At 62.8% G+C, this 19637-nt stretch carries 17 protein-coding genes; 11 read left to right on the forward strand and 6 right to left on the reverse strand.

The genetic code is table 11. From position 1 onward, the window contains the following. Window positions 1-343: 343 nt before the first annotated feature. Window positions 344-607 carry a DUF378 domain-containing protein gene (locus tag ACQ4WZ_RS08010; protein ID WP_436573050.1) on the forward strand — a complete coding sequence of 88 codons (264 nt, stop codon included), beginning with the start codon at window positions 344-346 and terminating at the stop codon, window positions 605-607. Between the two features lie 226 nt (window positions 608-833). Here ACQ4WZ_RS08010 and ACQ4WZ_RS08015 read toward each other — a convergent pair whose 3' ends face one another. Beyond that, window positions 834-1244, reverse strand: a complete 411-nt coding sequence (locus ACQ4WZ_RS08015; protein WP_436573051.1) for a c-type cytochrome — start codon at window positions 1242-1244, stop codon at window positions 834-836. A gap of 162 nt (window positions 1245-1406) precedes the next feature. Then, window positions 1407-2285 carry an EamA family transporter gene (locus tag ACQ4WZ_RS08020; protein ID WP_166674772.1) on the reverse strand — a complete coding sequence of 293 codons (879 nt, stop codon included), beginning with the start codon at window positions 2283-2285 and terminating at the stop codon, window positions 1407-1409. A gap of 201 nt (window positions 2286-2486) precedes the next feature. Between ACQ4WZ_RS08020 and ACQ4WZ_RS08025 the strand changes: the two genes are divergently transcribed. Then, on the forward strand, window positions 2487-2987 hold the full coding sequence (locus tag ACQ4WZ_RS08025) for a hypothetical protein (protein WP_436573052.1): 501 nt from the start codon (window positions 2487-2489) through the stop codon (window positions 2985-2987). A gap of 69 nt (window positions 2988-3056) precedes the next feature. Further along, window positions 3057-3473, forward strand: coding sequence for a hypothetical protein (locus ACQ4WZ_RS08030; RefSeq protein ID WP_436573053.1), 417 nt, complete (start codon window positions 3057-3059; stop codon window positions 3471-3473). 64 nt (window positions 3474-3537) lie between these two features. Here the strand turns inward: ACQ4WZ_RS08030 and ACQ4WZ_RS08035 are convergent, their stop codons facing one another. Together ACQ4WZ_RS08035 and ACQ4WZ_RS08040 are read right to left on the reverse strand one after the other, a co-directional pair. Further along, window positions 3538-5403: a phytase gene (locus ACQ4WZ_RS08035; RefSeq protein WP_436573054.1), complete on the reverse strand. Its 1866-nt coding sequence runs from the start codon at window positions 5401-5403 to the stop codon at window positions 3538-3540. Window positions 5404-5420: 17 nt separating this feature from the next. Then, window positions 5421-7961 carry a TonB-dependent receptor gene (locus ACQ4WZ_RS08040; protein ID WP_133991200.1) on the reverse strand — a complete coding sequence of 847 codons (2541 nt, stop codon included), beginning with the start codon at window positions 7959-7961 and terminating at the stop codon, window positions 5421-5423. A gap of 307 nt (window positions 7962-8268) precedes the next feature. On the opposite strand from ACQ4WZ_RS08040, the gene ACQ4WZ_RS08045 reads away from it, so the two are divergent. From ACQ4WZ_RS08045 to ACQ4WZ_RS08070, 6 genes are all read left to right on the forward strand, one after another. After that, window positions 8269-9171, forward strand: a complete 903-nt coding sequence (locus ACQ4WZ_RS08045) for a GGDEF domain-containing protein (protein ID WP_101481458.1) — start codon at window positions 8269-8271, stop codon at window positions 9169-9171. Then, window positions 9171-10196, forward strand: coding sequence for an AraC family transcriptional regulator (locus ACQ4WZ_RS08050; RefSeq protein WP_101481457.1), 1026 nt, complete (start codon window positions 9171-9173; stop codon window positions 10194-10196). The genes ACQ4WZ_RS08045 and ACQ4WZ_RS08050 overlap by 1 nt, the downstream gene beginning before the upstream one ends. Before the next feature lie 273 nt (window positions 10197-10469). Continuing rightward, window positions 10470-11864, forward strand: a complete 1395-nt coding sequence (locus ACQ4WZ_RS08055) for a class I SAM-dependent methyltransferase (protein WP_133991202.1) — start codon at window positions 10470-10472, stop codon at window positions 11862-11864. Then, entirely contained in the window at window positions 11864-13207 is a 1344-nt protein-coding gene (locus tag ACQ4WZ_RS08060; RefSeq protein WP_133991204.1) for a sensor histidine kinase, read from the forward strand. The genes ACQ4WZ_RS08055 and ACQ4WZ_RS08060 overlap by 1 nt, the downstream gene beginning before the upstream one ends. Window position 13208: 1 nt before the next feature. Then, window positions 13209-14306 carry a hybrid sensor histidine kinase/response regulator gene (locus tag ACQ4WZ_RS08065; protein ID WP_436573055.1) on the forward strand — a complete coding sequence of 366 codons (1098 nt, stop codon included), beginning with the start codon at window positions 13209-13211 and terminating at the stop codon, window positions 14304-14306. Continuing rightward, window positions 14299-15312 (forward strand): response regulator, encoded by a 1014-nt coding sequence (locus ACQ4WZ_RS08070; protein WP_436573056.1) that lies wholly within the window; start codon window positions 14299-14301, stop codon window positions 15310-15312. Before ACQ4WZ_RS08065 ends, ACQ4WZ_RS08070 begins: the two co-directional genes overlap by 8 nt. A gap of 58 nt (window positions 15313-15370) precedes the next feature. Here ACQ4WZ_RS08070 and ACQ4WZ_RS08075 read toward each other — a convergent pair whose 3' ends face one another. Continuing rightward, window positions 15371-15898, reverse strand: coding sequence for an SRPBCC family protein (locus ACQ4WZ_RS08075; protein ID WP_101481452.1), 528 nt, complete (start codon window positions 15896-15898; stop codon window positions 15371-15373). A gap of 239 nt (window positions 15899-16137) precedes the next feature. Here ACQ4WZ_RS08075 and ACQ4WZ_RS08080 point away from each other — a divergent pair, with 239 nt between their 5' ends. Both ACQ4WZ_RS08080 and ACQ4WZ_RS08085 read left to right on the forward strand, forming a co-directional pair. Then, entirely contained in the window at window positions 16138-16923 is a 786-nt protein-coding gene (locus ACQ4WZ_RS08080) for a DNA/RNA non-specific endonuclease (protein WP_133991210.1), read from the forward strand. A 20-nt stretch (window positions 16924-16943) separates the two neighbouring features. Beyond that, complete coding sequence (locus tag ACQ4WZ_RS08085; protein ID WP_101481450.1) at window positions 16944-17198, forward strand: nucleotidyltransferase family protein; 255 nt, start codon at window positions 16944-16946, stop codon at window positions 17196-17198. Between the two features lie 15 nt (window positions 17199-17213). Here ACQ4WZ_RS08085 and ACQ4WZ_RS08090 read toward each other — a convergent pair whose 3' ends face one another. Further along, window positions 17214-19556: a M28 family metallopeptidase gene (locus ACQ4WZ_RS08090; protein ID WP_436573057.1), complete on the reverse strand. Its 2343-nt coding sequence runs from the start codon at window positions 19554-19556 to the stop codon at window positions 17214-17216. Window positions 19557-19637 lie beyond the last annotated feature (81 nt).

Consider the following 19637-nt stretch of genomic DNA (forward strand, 5'->3'; position numbering starts at 1 on the left):
TGTCCCATGGTGGCCGCACCCCATGCGGGCGGCACGGCGCGGCGCTGTTGCCCCTGATGTTGCCGGGGTGAAATGAGTGTAGCAGTGCAATACTAAGTAATCTATAAATATTTCCATATTGGAATTGGTCACTGCTTGTTTAGCAACAGCTGGTAACTATTACTAGATCGCATAGCCGCCTTGCCTGGCGCCTGGCTTGGTACCGGATAAAATCACCTGCCGTATTACAGATTCGTCCTACCTCGACACCCGGCATCGTCCGACTGGCGTGTGGCGGTGCCGCGCCTACACTGAACTTTGCACAGACCCGACGGCGGGTCCTGTCTTCTTACAGGAGGCTGAGATGGCGAATATCCAGGAAGGATCGGACGGTGCGGCAAACGAGGAAATGACGGCAAAGCGCCTGAACGTGGTCGACTGGATCTCCATGATCCTGCTGATCGTGGGCGGCTTGAACTGGGCGCTGGTGGGCTTGTTCGATATCGATATCGTGGCCCGCATCCTTGGTGCCATGTCGACCGCGTCGCGTGGCGTGTACGTGCTGGTGGGGTTGGCGGCGCTGTATTCCATTTACCTGTGCGTGCGCAAGCTGCCCACCAAGCCCTAGTGGAAGCAGATGACTGCCGGTGAGCATCCCCGGCGTGAACGCGAATTCAAGCAGCTGGAACGAAACTTCAAGCATGAAGGGCGTTACCCGGGCTGCGCGCAAGAAGCGTAAGGGCTGGCTGCAAGCGCTGCAGGCTTGCGCTGCGGTCATGACTTGATGGGTCGTGTCCGCCTGTCCGCGTGCGGGCAGGCAGGCAGGAGCATGACCTGCCTACTTACCTGCTTGCTTACTGCGTGCGCAGGTAGGCCAGCAAGTCGGCCACTTGCTGCGCATTGCCGATGCCCCAGAAGCGCATGTTATTGCCGGGAATGAAATCGCTGGGGGCTTTCAGGAAGCCGGCCAGGTTTTGCTCGGTCCAGACAATATTCGCGTTTTTCATGGCTGCCGAATACTTGTAGTCTGTGGTGGAGCCGGCCTTGCGGCCGATCAAGCCCGTCAGCTTGGGGCCGAAACCGCCGCGCGCCGAAGGCCCCACCTGGTGGCAGGAGGCGCACTTGCGAAACGCCGCCTTGCCCGCTTCGGCATTGCCCGTGAGGGTGGCGGGCGCGGCGGCTGCCTGCGCGGCGGCGCCTGGCGCCAGCAGCAAGGCTGCAGCGGCGAGAGGAGAGAACAAGCGTAAAAGGAATGCGAATGTCATTGGAGGAGCAAGCATGCCTGCTGGCATGCCGTACGTGGCAAGGGATGGCACATTTTACAGCCAGGCATCAAAACTTGCCCGTCGGCGCGCGTGGCAATGCCGGAAATTGCTGGCGAGCACCTAGACCATCCGCATGGCTGATTTAGGACTTGCCGTGCGCGGCTAGCGCTTGCCGCCTTGCGCACCCAGCGCCGCCATGGCCGACGCGAACACGATGCAGGCGATAGCCAGCCACTGGGTCAGGCTCAGCAGTTCTCCCAGCACGGCCATGGCAGCCAGCGCGCTGACGGCCGGCGCCGCGCTGCTGAACATGCCGAACACCCCTTGCGGCAAGCGGCGCAGGGCAAAGATTTCCAGCGAATACGGCAGGGCGCTGGACAGCATGGCAATGGCCAGGCCCATCAAGGCAATCGACGGCGCCAGCAAGGCCGTGCCCGAGTAAGCGACGCCGATGGGCACCGTTACCATGGCCGCCACCGTCATGCCCCAGGCTACGGCTTGCCCGCCTTGCAAGGTCGAGGCGCGCTTGCCAAAGATGATATACAGCGCCCAGCACAGGGCCGCCCCCAGCGCATACGCCACTCCCACAGGGTCCAGGCTGCCCGGGCTGCCTTGCAGCGGCAACAGCAAATACAAGCCGAACACGGCGCAAGCCACGGCCAGCAAATCGCGGGGCCGGCGCGACGACAGCATGGCCACCGCCAGCGGCCCCGTCACCTCGATGGCGACCGCAATACCGATCGGTATCAGCGCAAACGCCCGGTAAATCAGCAAATTCATCAATCCCAGCACGGAACCGTAGACCAGCAAGTTCAGTACATCCTTGCGCGTCAGGCGGAAGCGCCAGGGACGAAAGATAGCCAGTAAAATCAGCGCCGAAAACCCCACGCGATACGCCGTAATCCCCTCGACCCCGATGACAGGAAACAGATTTTTCGCAATCGCCGCCCCCAGATTGACAGAAATCTGCCCTCCCAGGACGGCCAGGGAAGGGAGCAAAATGCTGTCGGGCAGGGGGGAGGTCGAGGCGGGGGAGGTCATGGGGCGCCATTTTAATACGCAGCAGGCCGCCAGTCGCTGGCATATCTGCAACGGACGGCAATTTTTCCATGGACACTGGCACGCAATGCGGAGCGGGCACCTGTTGTGGCAGTGCAAGTATTTCCGGAGAATGCTATTCTGCCTGCATGCCCGGAACTACCGTGCGCCACCCCCGATTCTTCATCTTGATGGAGCCGCCCCATGAATGGGAGAAGCATTGCAGTGACCGTCGCTTTGGTATTTTCCGCTGATATGGCCGGTGCGCAGGCCTTGCCGCCGCAGGCGCAATTGCCAAGCTGGGCGACGCAACAGCTTGAAAGCTTGGCCAAACGCGAGGCGATCGAAATCAATGCGCGCATGAATCCCTTTGTCTTGCGCGGCGATTTCGATGGCGATGGGAAGGGCGATCTGGCTGTGCTGATCAAGAACAAAGACAGCAAGAAAGAGGGCATCGTCTTCCTGTTAAGACAGAAGACGGCGCCCCTGATCGTCGGTGCCGGACATGCATTGTCCAACGGCGGCGACGATTTTGCCTGGCTGGAAGTCTGGCAGGTGGAGGACAAGGGCTCGCGCCAGCACAGCTACCATGAGAAATCCCTCAAGCTGAAAACGGACGGGATCGTGGTGGGGAAAGAGGGTTCTGCCAGTGCCCTGATCTATATCAAGGGTGGCAAGGCAGTGTGGCAACAGCAGGGCGATTGACGGCTACTCGCGCCTGTCTGCTGGCCCGCCGAGCAGTATATTAACGTGTCAATCAGGAGTAACAGGGAAATGCATGTATTCAGTATCGGCGACACCAATTTTGAAGTGGATGTCGCGAAATCCCGGATCAGCCTGGCGGCACGCGCCGATGGCATGCGGGAAATCAATATCAGGATTGAGGCCGATGACGACGTGTTCATGCGGCTGACGGAAGACGACGATGCACCCTGGTCGTGGGCCTTGTATCCGCCATCCTTCATTTTGCAAGGCTTGCTCGTGGCGGAAGCGGATGCCGCGCCCGTGCATATGCTAGCCGTTGATGCAAGCTGTACAGAGGGCGAATGTAGTCTCTACATGATGGATTACCATGATGTCGCGGAGTTGCGCCTGGTGGAATTGTCCTCGCAACGCCTGGCGCTTGCAGGCAAGGTGGACTTCTTTGGTAGCAGCCTGCCGTTTGCCATCGATATGCCGCGCATGGTGTAGCCGGGTCTTTGGCGCAGCGACTGGGCGACTATTGGGGCAGCCTGTACAGGCTGCCCGCATGTCATTAGTCCAGCTTCAAGGCCTTCGCCACATCCTCCCACGCCACATATTTGAAGTTCTGCGGCCCATCGGGCAAGCGCTTGTAGCCATCCTGGATCACCAGCATGCCTTGCGCATACGCGCCGCCCAGGTTGGCGGAGGTGACGTCGAGGCCATCCGTTTCCGAGGTGCCGTCTATGCCGGCCGGCAAGTTAAATCCCACCTTGAAGCGGCCGCGCACTTTATACGGTGCTTGCGCATCGAGCACCACGTAGCTGCTGTCGCCCTGGCTGGAAACGATCAGGTAGCCAGAGTCAGCCTTGCCGTTCGGCTTGCGGTAGATGGCCATGCCTTCCACGTCGGCGCTCAGGTTCGCTCCCACCGGCAAGACCATGGCCAGGGTGTCCGGCTTGGCGGCGTCGGCCGAGGTGGTCCACACGCCGCGCGTTTCCTCGCCCAGGAAGAGGCGGGCGTTGGCATCGTCGGCCACGCAGCCTTCCGGTTGCGTGGCGACCTTGAAGCTGCGCAAGAGGGTGGCGCTGAACTGGTTGCCGCTCACGCCAATGCGGTATTGCTGGAAGGTGCCATCCTTGTCGTTGATAAACGCTTCCACGCCGCCGCTGGCCGGCTGGTACAGGCACATGCCGTAGATGCTTTTCAGTCCGGTCGGAAAACGGCCCGCTTCCGCCACGTCGCCACTGGCATTGATGGTGAAGAGCATCATGCTGTTGTCGTCGCGCTGGGTGGCCACGGCCAGGTCGACCTTGCTGCCGCCAAAACTGATGTTTTGCCGCACATCGACGTTGTTCAAACGGCCCACTTCCAGCAGCTGCGTTTGCTTGCCTTGCAGGTCGTAGACCAACAGACCCTGTTTCTTGTTGGTGCCGAGGATACGCGAGTCGGCCGGGTTGCTGGCCAGCCAGATGGCCGGATCGTCGGCCGCGTCGCCCTGGCGCGCCATCGGCTCCGTCTGCGCTTGCGGGGCGATGATGGCCACAGCAGCCTGCGTTTCCCCCTTGCCGCGCCATTTTACGGGCCGCGCTTGCCAACCATTCTTGCCGCGCAGCAGTAGCGTGTCTTCGTCCAGTGCCAGCTGGCTGTCACCCTTGCGCACGTTCAAGGCGACGGCCTGGGCTGGCTGCGCCGTCCATGTACTCCCCTGGCGGGCGTACAAGTGCAGCTTTTCCGCCTTGCCATCGAGTACGGCTACGCCGCCCGGCAGCACGGCCAATGCACCGGCGCCGCCATCCAGCTGGCCGTACGGCTTGCGCAAGGCCACCACCTCGCGCTTGCCCATGCCTTCGGACTCGGCGTCATAGGCCCACACGCCCATGTCGGACTCGCTCACCAGCAGGCGCTGCGCGCCATCGTCGACCCGGCAATGCTTGGCGTGCGGCGGCAAAGCCAGTTTGCGCACCAGGCTGCGCTGCTCGCCCTGCATCACCCACTGTTCCGCCTGGCCATCCTTGCCGATCAAGAACAGATGATCGAGTCGCTGGGCGTCGCGGTACAGGCAGGACGCTTCCACGGAAAACGTCGGCACGGGAAACGGCGCCAGCTTGACCAGTTTGCCTGCCTGTACGTCCACGGAGACGGGCAGGGGGCGCTGCGTATCGGCCTCCAGGAACACGGCCAGCACGCGATTGGCATCGATGCGCGTGTCGAGCTGCTTGGCGCGCACGGCGATGCGGTCCTGCTCCTGGCCGGCCGCAGTGAACAAGCGCAAGCCGTGCTTGTCCAAGGTCAGCCAGCCGCCGCCGGGCAGGCGGGCCAGCTCTTCGGCCTCGTGCGCGAAGGCGGGCACAGTGTTAGACGCGACCGGGGTGGCTTGCGCCGTGCCGGTGAGGCAAAAGGCAGCCAGCAAAGCGCTGCACAGGACGGTTGTTTTCATGTTATTCAAGATCCTCATCAGAAGGCGCTGGCTTTCAGGCTCACTTTAAAAGTGCGGCCATACTGTTCGTTCTGCACGTTGTATTGCTTCGTGCCCTGGTAGACGTAGTATTTCTCGTTGTTCAGGTTGGCCACCTCGAACATCAGCTGGAACTGCTTGCTGATCTGGTAAGACAGCGAGAAATCGAGCTGCTTCTGGCTGGCGACGATGTGGTCCTGGCTTTGGTCGAGGATGTCGCCGCCCATTTCCAGCAGGTAGGGCGACTTGTAGTTGAGGGCCAGGCGGGCGCTGATCGGACCGGTTTCATAGCCCAGCATTAAATTCATCACCTGGTTCGACTGGCCCGGCAGGCGGATGTCGCGGGTGAGCTGCTTGTTGCCGGCCTTGTCGAAACGGCCGATTTGCGCGCTCGAGGTGCTCAGGGTGCCATTCACGCCGACGAGAAACTTGTTGAACGGTGCCGGCAACATGCGCAGCGGCTGCATGTAGGCCAGTTCGATGCCTTTGACTTTGGCCGCGTCGCCATTCGCATACGAGGTGGCCGTCGTGTAGCTTGCCCATTGGCCCGTGCCGGCCAGATTCGTCGTGTACGTAAAATTCTTGATGTCCTTGTAGAAACCGTAGGCCGATATCACGCCGTCGTTGCCCAGCACGCGCTCGATGCCCAAATCCAGGTTGTTTGCCTTCAAGGGTTTCAAGTCCGGGTTGCCGATCACGGCTTCCGTGTTGCTGGCCAGGCTGATGCCGGGCGCCAGCTGGCTGAAGTTGGCGCGCACCACGGCTTGCGTCCAGGCGGCCCGCACGCTGGTTTTTTGATCCAGGTCATAACGGGCTTGCAGGTTTGGCAGCCAGTTGGTGTACGAACGTTCGCGCGTCAAGGGCGTGGCAAGCCCGGCGCTGTCCACTTGCGAACCGGCAGCTTCAAAGCTGGTGCGTTCAAGACGCACGCCGCCCAGGATGTGCCAGGCGTCGAAGTCATAGCTGTTCTGCACATACATGGCGTTGATGTCTTCATGCATGCGGTAATCGTTGATGATGGACTCGGTAGCCAGGCGCGCCTTGTCGCGGTCCAGGCCGGCCACGCGGGCGCGGATCAGGCCCGGGTCCAGCGCCACGCCGATGTTGCCCAGATCGTAGTCGAGATTGTGGCCCTGCACGAAATTGCTCATCGAGGTAGAACCGGCGCCCCAGAAATTGCCGCTCGACGCCTTGCTGCTGTTATATGTCCATTGATCCGTATCATTGGTTTTTTCGCGGCGGCTGACTTTGGCGCCGAATTTCAACGTGGCGATGTCGAACTTGCGTGCCAGGTCGATGCGCGCGTGGTGTTCATTGTCCTTCGAGTAGCGCTTTTGCAGGGTGATGGCGTTGAGCGCATAGCTGGCCGGGTCGTACAGCGAGGCGGGGCCGCTCAAGACGGGTTCCTGAGTGTCATTGAAACTGATGCCGGCGACATTGCTGGTGCTGCGGAAACGGCCATCGTTCAGCGACTCCGGCGTGTCTTCCGTCGCCCGGCTCATGCCGCCTTTCACGTCCAGGGTCCAGTCGCCCGATTTCTGCTGCGTGCCCAGCACGAGCGAGCGTACTTGCTGCGTGTATTTGCGCTGGCGGATGCGGCGCTCGGCGCGCGCGCTGGCCGATGCGCCTTCGGCAAGGCTGCCGCCCGCGATATTGCTGATGGTCAGGCGGTCGCGCACTTCATCGTCGGAAAATTCGCTGACGAACGAGCGCAAAAACCAGCTGTTGCCCGCTTCCGGACGGTAATCGAGGTTGACTGCCAGGGCGCCGCGCTTGCGCACGGGCAGGTAGTCGCGCAATTCCAGACCTGACAATTTGCCCTTGCTCCAGGCGCCGCCCGTTTCTACGTCGTCGGAGCCGAACGAGCGCTTTTCCGCGCTCAGGCCGGCGGCCACGCCAAGCTTGCCATCGAGGAAGCGCTGGGCCCACAGGGCGCCGCCGCTGGGGCTGGTCTTGCCCGTTTTTTCATCATGGCTGGCGGCCACGTTGGCCGACAGCAGCTTGCCCGGCAAGTCGAAGGCGGACAGCGATTTGACTTCGATGGTGGCGCCCAGCGAGTTGGCATCCATTTCCGGCAGCAAGGTCTTCGACACTTCCAGGGTGCGTATCAGGCCGGCAGGCAGGATGTCCAGCGCCACGGCGCGGCGGCCCGCTTCCGGCGACGGTACCAGCGCGCCATTGATGGTCACCGCATTCAGGTCCGGGCCCAGGCCGCGCACCGTGATGTAGCGGCCTTCACCCTGGTCGCGCTGCACGGACACGCCCGGCAAGCGGGCCAGCGCCTCGGCCGCGTTTTTATCGGGCAGGCCGCCGATGTCGTCGCTGCTGATGACGCTGATGATGTTGTCGGCTTTCTCTTGGGCGGCGATGGCGTTGCGCAGGCTGGCGCGCTGGCCGCTGACGACCACGGTGGCGCCCGCCTGGCCATCGTCCTGGGCTTGCGACTGCGCATGGCTTTGAGCGCTGAAGATGGCCATGATGCCGAGTGACAGGGCTGTCAGGCGCAGCGGGGAGGGAAACGAAGTGTGCATGGTTTTCATGAAGAGCTCGGTTAGGGAGGAAGGAACCGGGCGGATTCTAGGCAGCAAATATGACGGTTGCGTGACAGGCAAGGGCTTGCCACCTTGAAAACAACGGCAGGTGTACGCTTTCCGGCCATAAATGAACCGTGATGAGCTGAAATGACCTGCCAGCGCAGGGCGCATGGGCACTCGCTTGCCGGATTTGCATCAGCTGCGCTGCTAATGATGAGCCGTTTGCACCTGCCTCACGGGCGCGGGGCATGTCATCGTGCCGTCATGGGCGGGCGCTATCGTGGCGACAGCACCACTTTTAAAGGTTCCCCACATGCTGCCGTTGCACCGTAACAGTCTGATTGCCGCCGCGCTGGCATTGCCCCTGTTCTTTTTTCTGTACGCCACACTGGGCCACGTTAAACCGTTTGCCATCTGGAAGTGGATGGATATCGTCTGCGAAGGCGGCACGGCCGTCATGGCGGGCATCTGGTTCTTGTTTACCCTCAGCAGCCGTCCGCGGGGACGGGTGACGAGCCTGATCGCCGGCGGCCTGTGCGCCATCATGCTGGGGTCCTGGGCCGATTGCCTGGACGAATTCTTTGCCGTCGACAAGAGCGCCTTGTGGGATAACTGGCTGGAGGCCTTGATTCCGTTTGGCATGCTGGTGCTGACCATCGGCATGTATTACTGGCGCCAGGAACAGTTCCGCCTGAACGAGCACCTGCAAAAGCGCGAGCGCCTGTTCCGCGACCACCGCGCCTTCGACCGCATCACGCAACTGGCCGACGCCAGCTACCTGCGCACGCAGATGCGACTGGAACAGGAGCGCCGGCCCGGCCTCGATTGCGCGCTGGTCTTGCTCGATATCGACAGTTTTCACCTGATTAACCGCGAATACGGCCACCGCGAAGGCGACCGCGTGTTGCAAGCCGTGGGCCACATGCTGCTGTTGAACTTGCGCAATGACGATCTGCTGTGCCGCTATGCGGGCGACCGCTTCGCCGTGCTGATGCCGGGCGTGTCGCGTGAGGACGCGGCCGTGAAGGCGCGTCATCTGTGCGCCATGGTGGGGCAGATGCGCCACCACGCCAACGACAACCGCGAAATCCGCTTGAGCCTGCGGCATGCCTGCTCGCTCACCGATGGTGTGCCGGAGGTGGTGCTTGCCGAGCTGAGCCGGGCCGTGGAAACGCCGCGCTCCGGTGCCGGGATCAGTTCCGCCGCGCCTGCCTGATGCCACTGAACCAGCAGGGCGACGCCAGCATCGCGGCCCATCACCAGCCGGCGCTGGTGCTCGATTATGCGCGCAGCCGCGACCTGGACGCGGCATCGCTGCTCAAGGGCACCGGCCTCGATGGCGGCGCGCTGCCGTCCGCGGAAAGCCAGGTCAGCGCCGCGCAATACCTGCAATTGCTGGCCAACGTGGCGCGCGGCCTGGACAGTGCCGATACCAGCTTCATGCTGGGCCAGCAAATGCTGCCCGGCCATTACGGCGCCGCCAGCCATGCCTTGCTGCAGGCGCAGAATCTGCGCCAGGCCTTGACCATCCTGTGCGATTTTCATGCCTTGCTGTGTCCGTTGTTGCAGCCCCGTTTGCGCGAGGCGGGCGACATGCACGTGCTGTACTGGGTTGCTGCGTTTGGCGCGCCGAGCCAGCTGCCTTTTCTGGTGGAGATGCACATGACGGCACTGGCGGCCATGTGCCGCTGGCTGGCGGGAGTCTCCTTGCCGTGGCGCTTCTGCTTCAACCGCGCGCGGCCCCGGCACGTGGAACAGCATGAAGTGCACCTGGGCCAGTGCCTGCGTTTCGATTGCCAGGTCGACGCCATGCTGATCGATTCCAGCTGGCTCGACAAGCCTTGGCCGCGCGGCAATGCCACGGCCGCCGCGCTGGCCTTGCGCGCTGCGGCCGTGGCGCCCGTTCCGCCAGCGAGCCTGCTCGGTGCGCTGTACGATTACCTGCTGGCCAATATCCGCTGCGCGCCGACACTGGAACGCACGGCGCAGGAGTTTGGCGTCAGTCCCGCCACCTTGAAACGCCACCTTGCGCGCCATGGCACGCATTTCCAGGCCGAGCTGGACCAGGTGCGCGCGCACAAGGCCATTTACCTGTTCCAGGCGCATGGCTACGACAACGATGCCGTGGCCGCCTACCTCGGCTTTCATGATGCCACCAACTTTCGTCGCTCGTTCAAGCGCTGGACGGGGCAAACGCCGCAGCTGTTGCGTCACGCCTTGGCCTTGTTTGTTGCTGGTTAAAGACGTTCTGCGCGCAGCGTTGTGCGCCGGCGCCACAGACAGTCGTTCCAGAGGGAACAATTGCCCGTTCTGCCACATCCATAGTACACTCGATCAGAGAGCGAACAGACGCGCTTCGAGGCGCTCCGGCACGGCGTCACGCGACGCCGCAACGCCGCCATTTCGATGGCGGGCCGGCGGCAGACGACCGGTGTGCCGTGCCTTAACCCAGCCTGGAAACTGGCGTCCCCAACGTGGTGCGCCGGAAACCGGGTAACTTGATAATGCTCAATCGTGTATTCACAATCGCAGATCGATCCAGTCGTCAGTTTTCGCAACACCCAGGGTGAGGCGGTGCGCGGCACGATTTTCAACTTGCAGCGCAATTCGCTGGTCATGGAAATCTACAATCCATACTCGATTGTGCAGGTCAGCGAGGTGCTCAATGACGTGACGGTGCGCATGGGGGCGAAGAACGCCTACGTCGGCAAGGCCGTCGTCATCAGCAGCGTCAATACGGGCCTGACCGCCATCGTTTCCGTGACCCTGATCGACGAGTGGCGCGAGCTCAGCGACGTGGTCGTAGTCAAGGGCGCCGTGGCGAAAGAGTCCAGCGCCTTTGTCGCCGGCTGGGGCGAGCGCTTCCGCATCCGCCGCGACTACCAGATCGTCGTCAATGAAATGCGCGCCTTTTTGTCGGAAGTGGCGCGCTGGGTCGAGCAGGTCGACTTGTCCGATTCGCTGCCCAAGGAAAACGGCCGCCTGCGCGCCGACATCTTCGATGAACTGGCCTTGCCGCTGATGGAGCAAACCCAGTTGTACTTGCGCCAGCTCGAGGTGGAAGCCTCGCTCGTCGAGGAAGAGCGGGCGCCGGCCCACCGCGCGTTCGCCCAGGCGGCGCTGCACCCGCTGATACTGCGCGCGCCCTTCGTCTTCCGCACGTTTACAAAACCGCTCGGCTATGCGGGCGATTACCAGATGGTCAACCAGTTGCTGGATGATCCGCGCCAGGGTCCCAGCACCTATTTTCAGATCGTCAACGCGGCCTTTTTGCAGGCGGCCGTCGCCACGGCGCACCGCAACCGCATCGATATACTGACGCAATTCCTGGCGCAGAAAGCGGCCGAGGCGCGTGTTGCCGGGTGCGTCTACAAAGTGCTCAACGTGGGCTGCGGCCCGGCCATTGAGGTGCAGCGTTTCCTGGAAACGTGCCCCGATGCGCAGTGGCTGGCCTTCGAGCTGGTCGACTTCAGCAGCGAGACGCTGGACTGGACGCGCGCGCGCCTGAGCACCATCATGCAGCGCACGGGACGTGTGGTGGAGATCGATTACGTGCATGATTCCGTGCACAACCTGCTCAAGCGCCGCCACGGCTCGGGCGCCACGGGCTCGCCCGGCAGCTTCGACGCCGTGTATTGCGCCGGCCTGTTCGATTACCTGTCCGACAAGGTGTGCGCGCGCCTGCTGCTGCACTTCGCCTCGCGCGTGGGGCCGGGCGGACGTTTGCTCGTCACCAATGTGCACGCTGACAATCCGGGCAAGTTCGGCATGGAGCATTTGCTGGAGTGGCATTTGATCTATCGCAATGAAGCGGGCTTGTCGGCCTTGCTACCCGAACACGCGACAGAACCGAAAATCTATGTCGACGCCACGGGCGTGAATGTGTTTGCAGAAGTGAGCATTCCTTGATGGATACTCCAGGCCTGCACGCCGGCTACGCGGCCGTTCTGCGCGACTTCCGGCTGGAATTCAGCCGCGGCGGAGCCTACACGGGCATCGTGCTGATCCTGCTGGGCGTGGGTCTCGATTTGGCCCTGTATCCCGACAAGCAGTCGGCCTTCACCAGTGCGCGCATCCTCGTGTCGGCGCTGATCTTTTGCGTCGTGCTGGCCATGCGCACGCGCTGGGCGCAGGACCGCATCCAGGGACTGACTTTTGTGTGGCTGATCCTGCCGCAAATCATGATCGCATGGATGATCGCCGTCACGGAAGGCGCCACCTCGATTTATTACGTGGGCATGACCCTGGCCATCTATTCGTCGGGCATCGTGCTGGCGTTCGGCTTGTGGCAAAACATGGTTTTCGGCGCTATCTCCTGTCTGCTGTACGTGGCTGCCTGCGCCTGGCATGCGGGCGGCTTCAACTTGCCGGACACCTTTGTCGTCAACTGCTTGTTTCTCATCATGTCGGCCAGCATCAGCGCCGTCTTCACCTATTTCAATGAGCGCGCCCGCTTCATGCTGTTCCAGCTGAAGGCGGAAGTGGCGCAAAAGAACACGCAGCTGGAAGAAACCAATAAAAGCCTGGCCGATATCAAGGGGCAGATGCTGCAGCAGGAGAAAATGGCCGCCATCGGCACCCTGGCCGCCGGCATGCTGCATGAAGTCAACAATCCCGTGAATTTCTGCATGATGGCCATCGAGGTGGCCATCGAAGATCCGGCCGCCCAGCAAAGCGCGCTGGTGAGCGAATGCCTGGCCGACGCCAAGCAGGGCATGCTGCGCGTGCAGCACATCGTGTCCGACTTGAAGACCTTTGCCTACCGCAAGAGCGGCAACCAGCTGGAAACGGGGCACTTCCAGTTTCGCAGTGCGCTCGACGCGGCCATCCGCCTGGTCGGGCATGAAACGAAGAATGTCAGCATCAGCCACGACTTGCCGGTCGACACCCTGGTGCGCGGCGACGAGGCGGCCATCGTGGGCGTGCTGATCAATTTGCTGGGCAACGCCGTGCTGTCCATGCGCAAGGGTAATGCACCGCCATTCGAGATCCGCATCACAGCCCGCTGGGATGACAAGCGTCTGCGCATCAGCGTGCGCGACAACGGCCCCGGCATCGCCCCGGAAAACCTGGCGCGCGTGTTCGAACCGTTCTTTACCACGCGCGAAGTGGGCCAGGGGCTGGGCTTGGGCCTGAGCATCAGCTATGGCGTGATCGAACGCCATGGTGGCACTCTGAGCGCCGAAAGCGAGCTGGGCAAATGGGCCAGCATGAATTTCGACTTGCAGCGCTCCGACTGGGAGGGCCGTTAACATGGATAACGATAGCCGCGCCAGCGTGTTGTACGTGGATGACGAAGCGCTCGCCTGCAAGTATTTCGAGCGCGCCGTCGGCCCGCGCTACCGCGTGCTGACGGCGCAGAGCGTCGATGCGGCGCTGGCCTTGCTGAAAGACCAGGCCGCCCGCATCGACGTGCTCGTTACCGATTACCGCATGCCGGACCGCCTGGGCAGCGAGTTGCTGCAGGAAGTGGCGCAACGCTATCCGCATATCGTCTGCATGCTGGTGACGGCCTACGCGGACAAGGAAGTGTTGCTGGAACTGATCAACGGCGGATCGCTGTTCCGTCTGCTGGAAAAGCCGCTCGACTTGCCCGCCATGCAAACGGCGCTGCAATTGGCCGTGCAGACGGGACGCGAGCGCGCCGCGCGCCGCCAGGGGCTGGTGGCGATGGAAGAATCGCTGGCCTTTCTCGCGCATGAATTGAACACGCCGCTGGCGGCCATCGCCAATTTTGGGCGCGGCATCGCGCGGCGAGCGCAGACGGACGCTGCACCGCAAGCGGAGATCGGCGAAGCGGCCACCTTGATGCACGACAATGCGCGTTATTGTCTGTCCGTGCTGGCCAGCTTCGTCGACACGGTGCGCCTGGCCAGCGCCGGGCCCGGCATGCAGGGTGGACGCAGCGCCGGCAGCGCGCGCCAGCTGCTGGCCGTCTTGCTTGAAAGCTATCCCTTGAGCCCGGCCCAGCGCGCCGCCATCACGGTCGAGCAGGGCGATGATTTCGCCATTGCCGAGTCACCCAACTGCGTCGCGCTGATTTTATCGTCCGTGCTGGCGAACGCCTTGCGCTCGGCCGGTGAGCACGCCCATCCTGCGATCGGCATCTGCATCGATGCCGGCCGCATCACGGTGCGCGACAATGGCGCCGGCATTGCCCCCGAGATTGTTGCGCAGCTGTTGATCGACCCCGTCGGTGCCAGCGGCAATGAAGGCAAGGGCTGGGGCATGGTTTTTTGCCACCGCATGATGCAATCGTTCGGCGGCAACCTCGATATCGCCTCCGAGTTTGGCAGTGCCACCACGGTAACCCTGAATTTTCCAGTACATATAAGGAACGAGCATGATTGACGCCAATCTGCGTTTGCCGGCTCAGCGTGAGCCAACGCAAGGCTTGCCGACGATACTCTATGTCGATGACGAGGCCAACGCCCTCAAATACTTCCAGCGCGCCATCGCGCCGCTGGCCCACGTGCTGACGGCCACCTCGGTCGAGGAGGGCAAGCGCATTCTCGACGAGCAGGCCGACCGCATCGCCGTGCTGGTGTCGGATCAGCGCATGCCCGGCGCCTACGGCAACGAGCTGCTGTCGTACGCCTGGGACCGCCATCCGCATATCGTGCGCATTTTGACCACCGCGTATTCCGAGCTGGAGCACACGGTGGAAGCCGTCAACCAGGGCCAGATCCACCGCTACATCCAGAAGCCGTGGGATATCGCGGCGCTACGCATGGAATTGAAGCAGGCGCTGGAGCTGGCGCGGCTGCGCAATGAACACGCGCAGTTGCTGCGCGAAAAGCTGATGGTGCGCCAGCGGCAAGCCGTGGCCAACCGCATCGGCACCCTGTACGCCTTGTGCGCCAGCCTGGCCGGTCTGGAACAGCAGCTGCCCGTGGAAGCGTATTTGTCGGCAGCCCTGACGGCCGGCGTTACGCCGCCCGAGCCGGACTGGCTGCTCATGGATTATGCCGACCTGGTCAGTTCGGAAGCCTTCCGCGGCACCGCCTTTGCCGCCGCCGTGCGCCAGCAGCTCGACGCGCTCGAGCGCGAGCATCCGGGGCGCGGCGTGGAGCAAGCGATCGACATGCTGTTGCCCGCGTTTGGTGTGGCGCTGCAAAACCAGGGCGGTACGGCGCTGTTCCTCGATGGACGCCTGCTGACGGAATTCCTGGAAACGCCCACCACCACGCCCGTCTCGTCCATCCACGCATTCTGGCTGGCCAGCTTGCTGTGGCTGGCGCGGCGCGGCTGGTCCCTGCAACTGAGCAAGACGGAACTGGGCTTGCAGGGCAAGGTGGTTCAGGCTGAACCGGCGCTCACGCCGGACCACCTGGCGGCCTGGATCGAGCAGTTCTGACGGGGCGCAAAATAAAACAGGGCCATGCGGCCCTGTCGGCGGTGGGTAAGGGTTGAACTTATTGTTCCGCAGCCGCCTTCAGGTTGGTCAAACCTTTTTCAAAATCCTTGCCGATCATCTTGTCCATGCTGACGAAGACCGTCATGACCTTGCTGACGTAAGGGCTGGGGCCTGTCATGGTCCAGTTCACCTTGGTGCCGTCACCCCCGGGTGTCATGCTGAAGGTGGTGGTGTTATGGCTTTCGAACGGTTTCAGGAAGTCCAGCTTGATGACGGTGCGCTCGGGCTGGGCCGCTTCCGTGATTTCCATGCGGCCGGCACCCACCTTGTCGTTGCCTTGCCACGCATATTGCGCGCCCAGGCCACTGGCCGGGCCCGTAAAGGTACGGCGCATGGCGGGATCGAGCTTTTCCCACGGCGACCAGGCGGCCCAATAATGGAAGTCTGTGATCAGGCCAGCAATTTTCTCGGGCGGGGCCTTGATGGTGATTTCGCGCTGGACACTAAAGGTATCGGGCTTGGTGGTGGCATAGCCGAGGATGGCGGCGACGACGACAACGATCAGCAGCAGGGTTTTTTTGATCATATGCTCTCCAAATATTGAATGGTCGATGCGAACAAATCAAGGCAATCTTAGCAGATATGAATGGCTGTGCGCAGCCTGTTGGCCTTTATTTGCGCCAGCTCTGCGCAGGGCCGCATGCACGCCCGCCTGCACCTGCGTTCACCGCTGCCTGTACACGCGCACGCCTGCCTTGTGCAGGTTTGTGGCGAGGACCGCCGTCCGCTAGAATGCTGGCCTGCAAAGATTTCATTTAGGGAAATATGATTCAACGATCGATCGCCAGGCTGACCCTGGCGTGTGGCTTGCTGGCTTCCGCCTTTGCCGCGAACCTGGCGCATGCCGATGCCTGTCCTGCCCATTATGTCGATGGCCGCAAGCCGGAAATTACCAACCCCAAGCTGGACGTGGCGACAAAGGAACTGTGCTACAACGTGTTTGGCGTGATGCATTCGGGGATTACGCGCACGCCCCTGTGGTCCGCTGAACACTTGACAGTGAACAACCTGGAAGCGGCACAGGACTTGTCGCGCGAAAATTCCTTCCATGCCGAACGCAAGCTGCCCGCCGCCCAGCGCGCCGAACTGGCCGATTATGCGCGCAGCGGCTTCGACCGCGGCCATATGGCACCGAACGGCGACATGCCGGACCGCCAAAGCCAGCGCGACAGCTTTACCCTGGCCAACATGGTGCCGCAGGACGCGCGCAACAACCGCTACGTGTGGGCCGGCATCGAAGGCGCCGTGCGCAAGATGGCGAAGAAGGAGGGCGATTTGTACGTCATCACGGGACCGGCCTTTATTGGCGGGAACTTGCGCAAGGTGGGAAGAGTCATCGTGCCCAGCCATCTGTACAAGGCCGTGTACAGCCCGCGCCAGCGCGCCGGCGCCGCCTACTTCATTGAAAACGTCGATACCAAGGCGTATGAGGTGCTGAGCATTGCGCAACTGGAAGACAGGATAGGCATCGATCTGCTACCGTCGCTGACGCGGCAGCAAAAGCTGCGCATGCTGAGTTTGCCCAAGATTAATAGCAAGTCCAAGAAATAATCCCCTTGAGAGGAAATCCGATGTGTGCAAAGAAATTCGTCCCGTATGCCAATGAAAGCGATGTGCTCGACATCGGCGGCCTGACCATCGAAAACCGTGTTGACCGCATCAGCATCAGCGGCGACATCGACCTGACCCTGGACAAGCCGGGCCTGGCCCTGGCCAGGCAGTTGCAAAAACTGCTGGGCGACGTGGTGGCGCAGCTGGAAAAGCAGGCGCTGCCCGACCAGCTGCCGCCGCCCGAGGTGACGTCGGTGGCCAATCCCTTCGAGTGACGTTGGGGCCGGCACCTATTTTTCCGGACTGGCGGCGCGATAGTAGCCCTTCCGGCTGATCTCTTCCGGGGCATTCGCGACCTCGTAGGCGGTCAGGGCAATGGCGATGGCGGAGTATTGCTGCGCCGAGCTGAAAGGCAGCACGCTCTCATAGGTGTCGAGCACCGTGTGATGCACGCGCGCATAGTCGAAATCGCCGAGCACGGTAAATTTCGGCGTCGGCACGCCATGCAGGCTGAAGACGGCGTCATCGCTGCCTGCCCGCGCGTTCATCGCCTTGCTGGCGTCGCGCGGCACGTCATTGACGCTCGTGGCGAAGCCGAACAGGGGATGGACGTCTTGCAGGGCCTGTTCGACCCGGCCAAACACGGGTTTCCAGGCCGAGGGAATCGCGATGCCGTCGATGGCGCCAGGCCGGCCATCGCGGTTGAGCATCATGACGATATTTTTCAATTCACTCGCATGCCGTTCGGCGAACGCGAACGAACCCTTGCGGCCGATTTCTTCCGCCCCAAAGGCCACGAGCATGATGGTGCGGCGCGGCCTGGCATTGGACTTGGCCAGCAGGCGCATCGCTTCCAGCATGGTGGCCACGCCGCCGCCATTGTCGGCCGCGCCCGTGCCGCCATCATAGCTGTCGAGGTGGGCGCCGATCAGCACGATTTCCTCGGGTTTTTCCGTGCCCGGAATGTGGGCGACCACATTGTGATACGTCACCGGCCCCGGATAGAACCAGTTGCGGATATCAAACTCCAGGGTGACCGCCATACCGCGCGCCAGGCGCTGGCGGATGTCTGCGTATTGTGGCGCGGCCAGCTTGATGTCGGGCAGGGTGGGCAGGGTCGCCCAGGTGGCGGGCGCCGCGCTGGCGGCATACAGTGGTTCTTCGCCAGCCTGGATGGTACCGAGGGCGCCCGCCTCCATCAACACCCGGGTGATGGCCCTGGGTTTGTGGATCGTCTTGCCGTCGCGCCCGCCACCGCCGCTTTCGCCGCCAATCAGTACCCATTTCCCCTTGAATTGCGCGGCGCGCTCCTGCGCCTCTTCCAGGGTGGCCGGTCCCAGAGTGGCCAGGCCCTGCTGCACGCCACGCGTGCCGGCCGAGTAGGCGGGCGTCGCCATGCGCAAGGGCTGTTCCTGGGGCGCCAGCATCTTGCCCGTCCAGGGGCCGCGGTTGAAGCCGACGGGCATGTCGCCGGCTTCTTCCAATTCGGCCTGCACGCCCCATTGCCGCAGTTGCCTGTGTGCCCATTGCGCCGCATGCGTGTAGGCATCGCTGCCAGCCATGCGGCCGCCGAAGCGGTTGCTCAGGATGTCGAGCCAGTCCATGGCGCGCGGGTCGCTGGTGCCCAGCGCCACAATCCGGCGCGCCGTGGCGTCGCCAGAGGGTGATGGCGTGGCCTTGATGCTGGCATTCCTGCCGGACAGCGTAGCCAGGAAGGCGGGCAGCCTGCCTTGCTGACGCGCCGCCAGCGCCGCGTCCAGCTTTGCGGAACGGTAGCGGCTATCCTGGCGCTGCAGTGTGTCGTAGGCGCGCAGCACGCCCCGCATGCCCGCCAGGTCGCATTCCCCTTTCTGCCGGGCCTGTTCCGGGTGTTCGATCTGGAAGGCCATCACGCTGGCCAGGTACTGGAAGCGCAGCGCCTCGCGCGTGGCCGGCGTGGGGGCGGTGCTGAGCCAGTCATCGGGCATGCTGGCGCCAAACGTGAGGTCGGGAATGGCATCGATCCATGCGCTGAGCCAGGCGCCATCGCGCTGCTGCAGCGCCTGCGGATCGTCCTGCGCCGCTTTCGCCATCTCCACCACGCGCGCGCGTTCGGCCGGCGTGGAAGGGCCGCGCGCGGTGGCGCTTGCCGCAGCTCCCGGCAGTGTGGCCGGCAGCGCCGGCGGCACATAGCTCTCCGTGAGCCGCGTTCCCGTCACAGGCTTGGGTTCGTTCTCATCGGTTTCGACCAGGCGTTCGCCGCTCAGCACCATGCCTTTGGCCTGCAAGGTCCAGCGGATCGTCACCTCGGTGCTCACCTCCTTGCCGTCTCTCCCCGTGCTGATCCGCTTGCCACCATGCCTGAAGACGGTGCCGGCGGGGCCGGGCGTGCCATTGACCGTGCGCGGCGAGGTAAGCTGGCCACGCTCGTCGAGCCAGGATATCGTCGCGCGCAAGCCACCCTGGTCTTCGGTGATGTCGAGTATGCCCGTGTCGATCAGGTCGACTTCGGCGCCATTCGTCGTTGTCGTGCCCGTCGCCGTCCGGAATTGCCAATGCCCCGCAAGGGCCGGGGTTTGGGCGTACAGGGCGCCAGGCAGCGCGGCAACGGCGAGGATGCAACTGGCGTAAAGGTGGGGATGGAGCAGATGCATGGATATCCTTGTCATGGTTTTTACTCGGGAAGAGTCGAAAAACATTATGGGGATAAGTAGATTGCCAAGATGACACTTTGC

The sequence above is a fragment of the Janthinobacterium darwini genome, assembly GCF_051380905.1.
Lineage (GTDB): Bacteria > Pseudomonadota > Gammaproteobacteria > Burkholderiales > Burkholderiaceae_D > Janthinobacterium.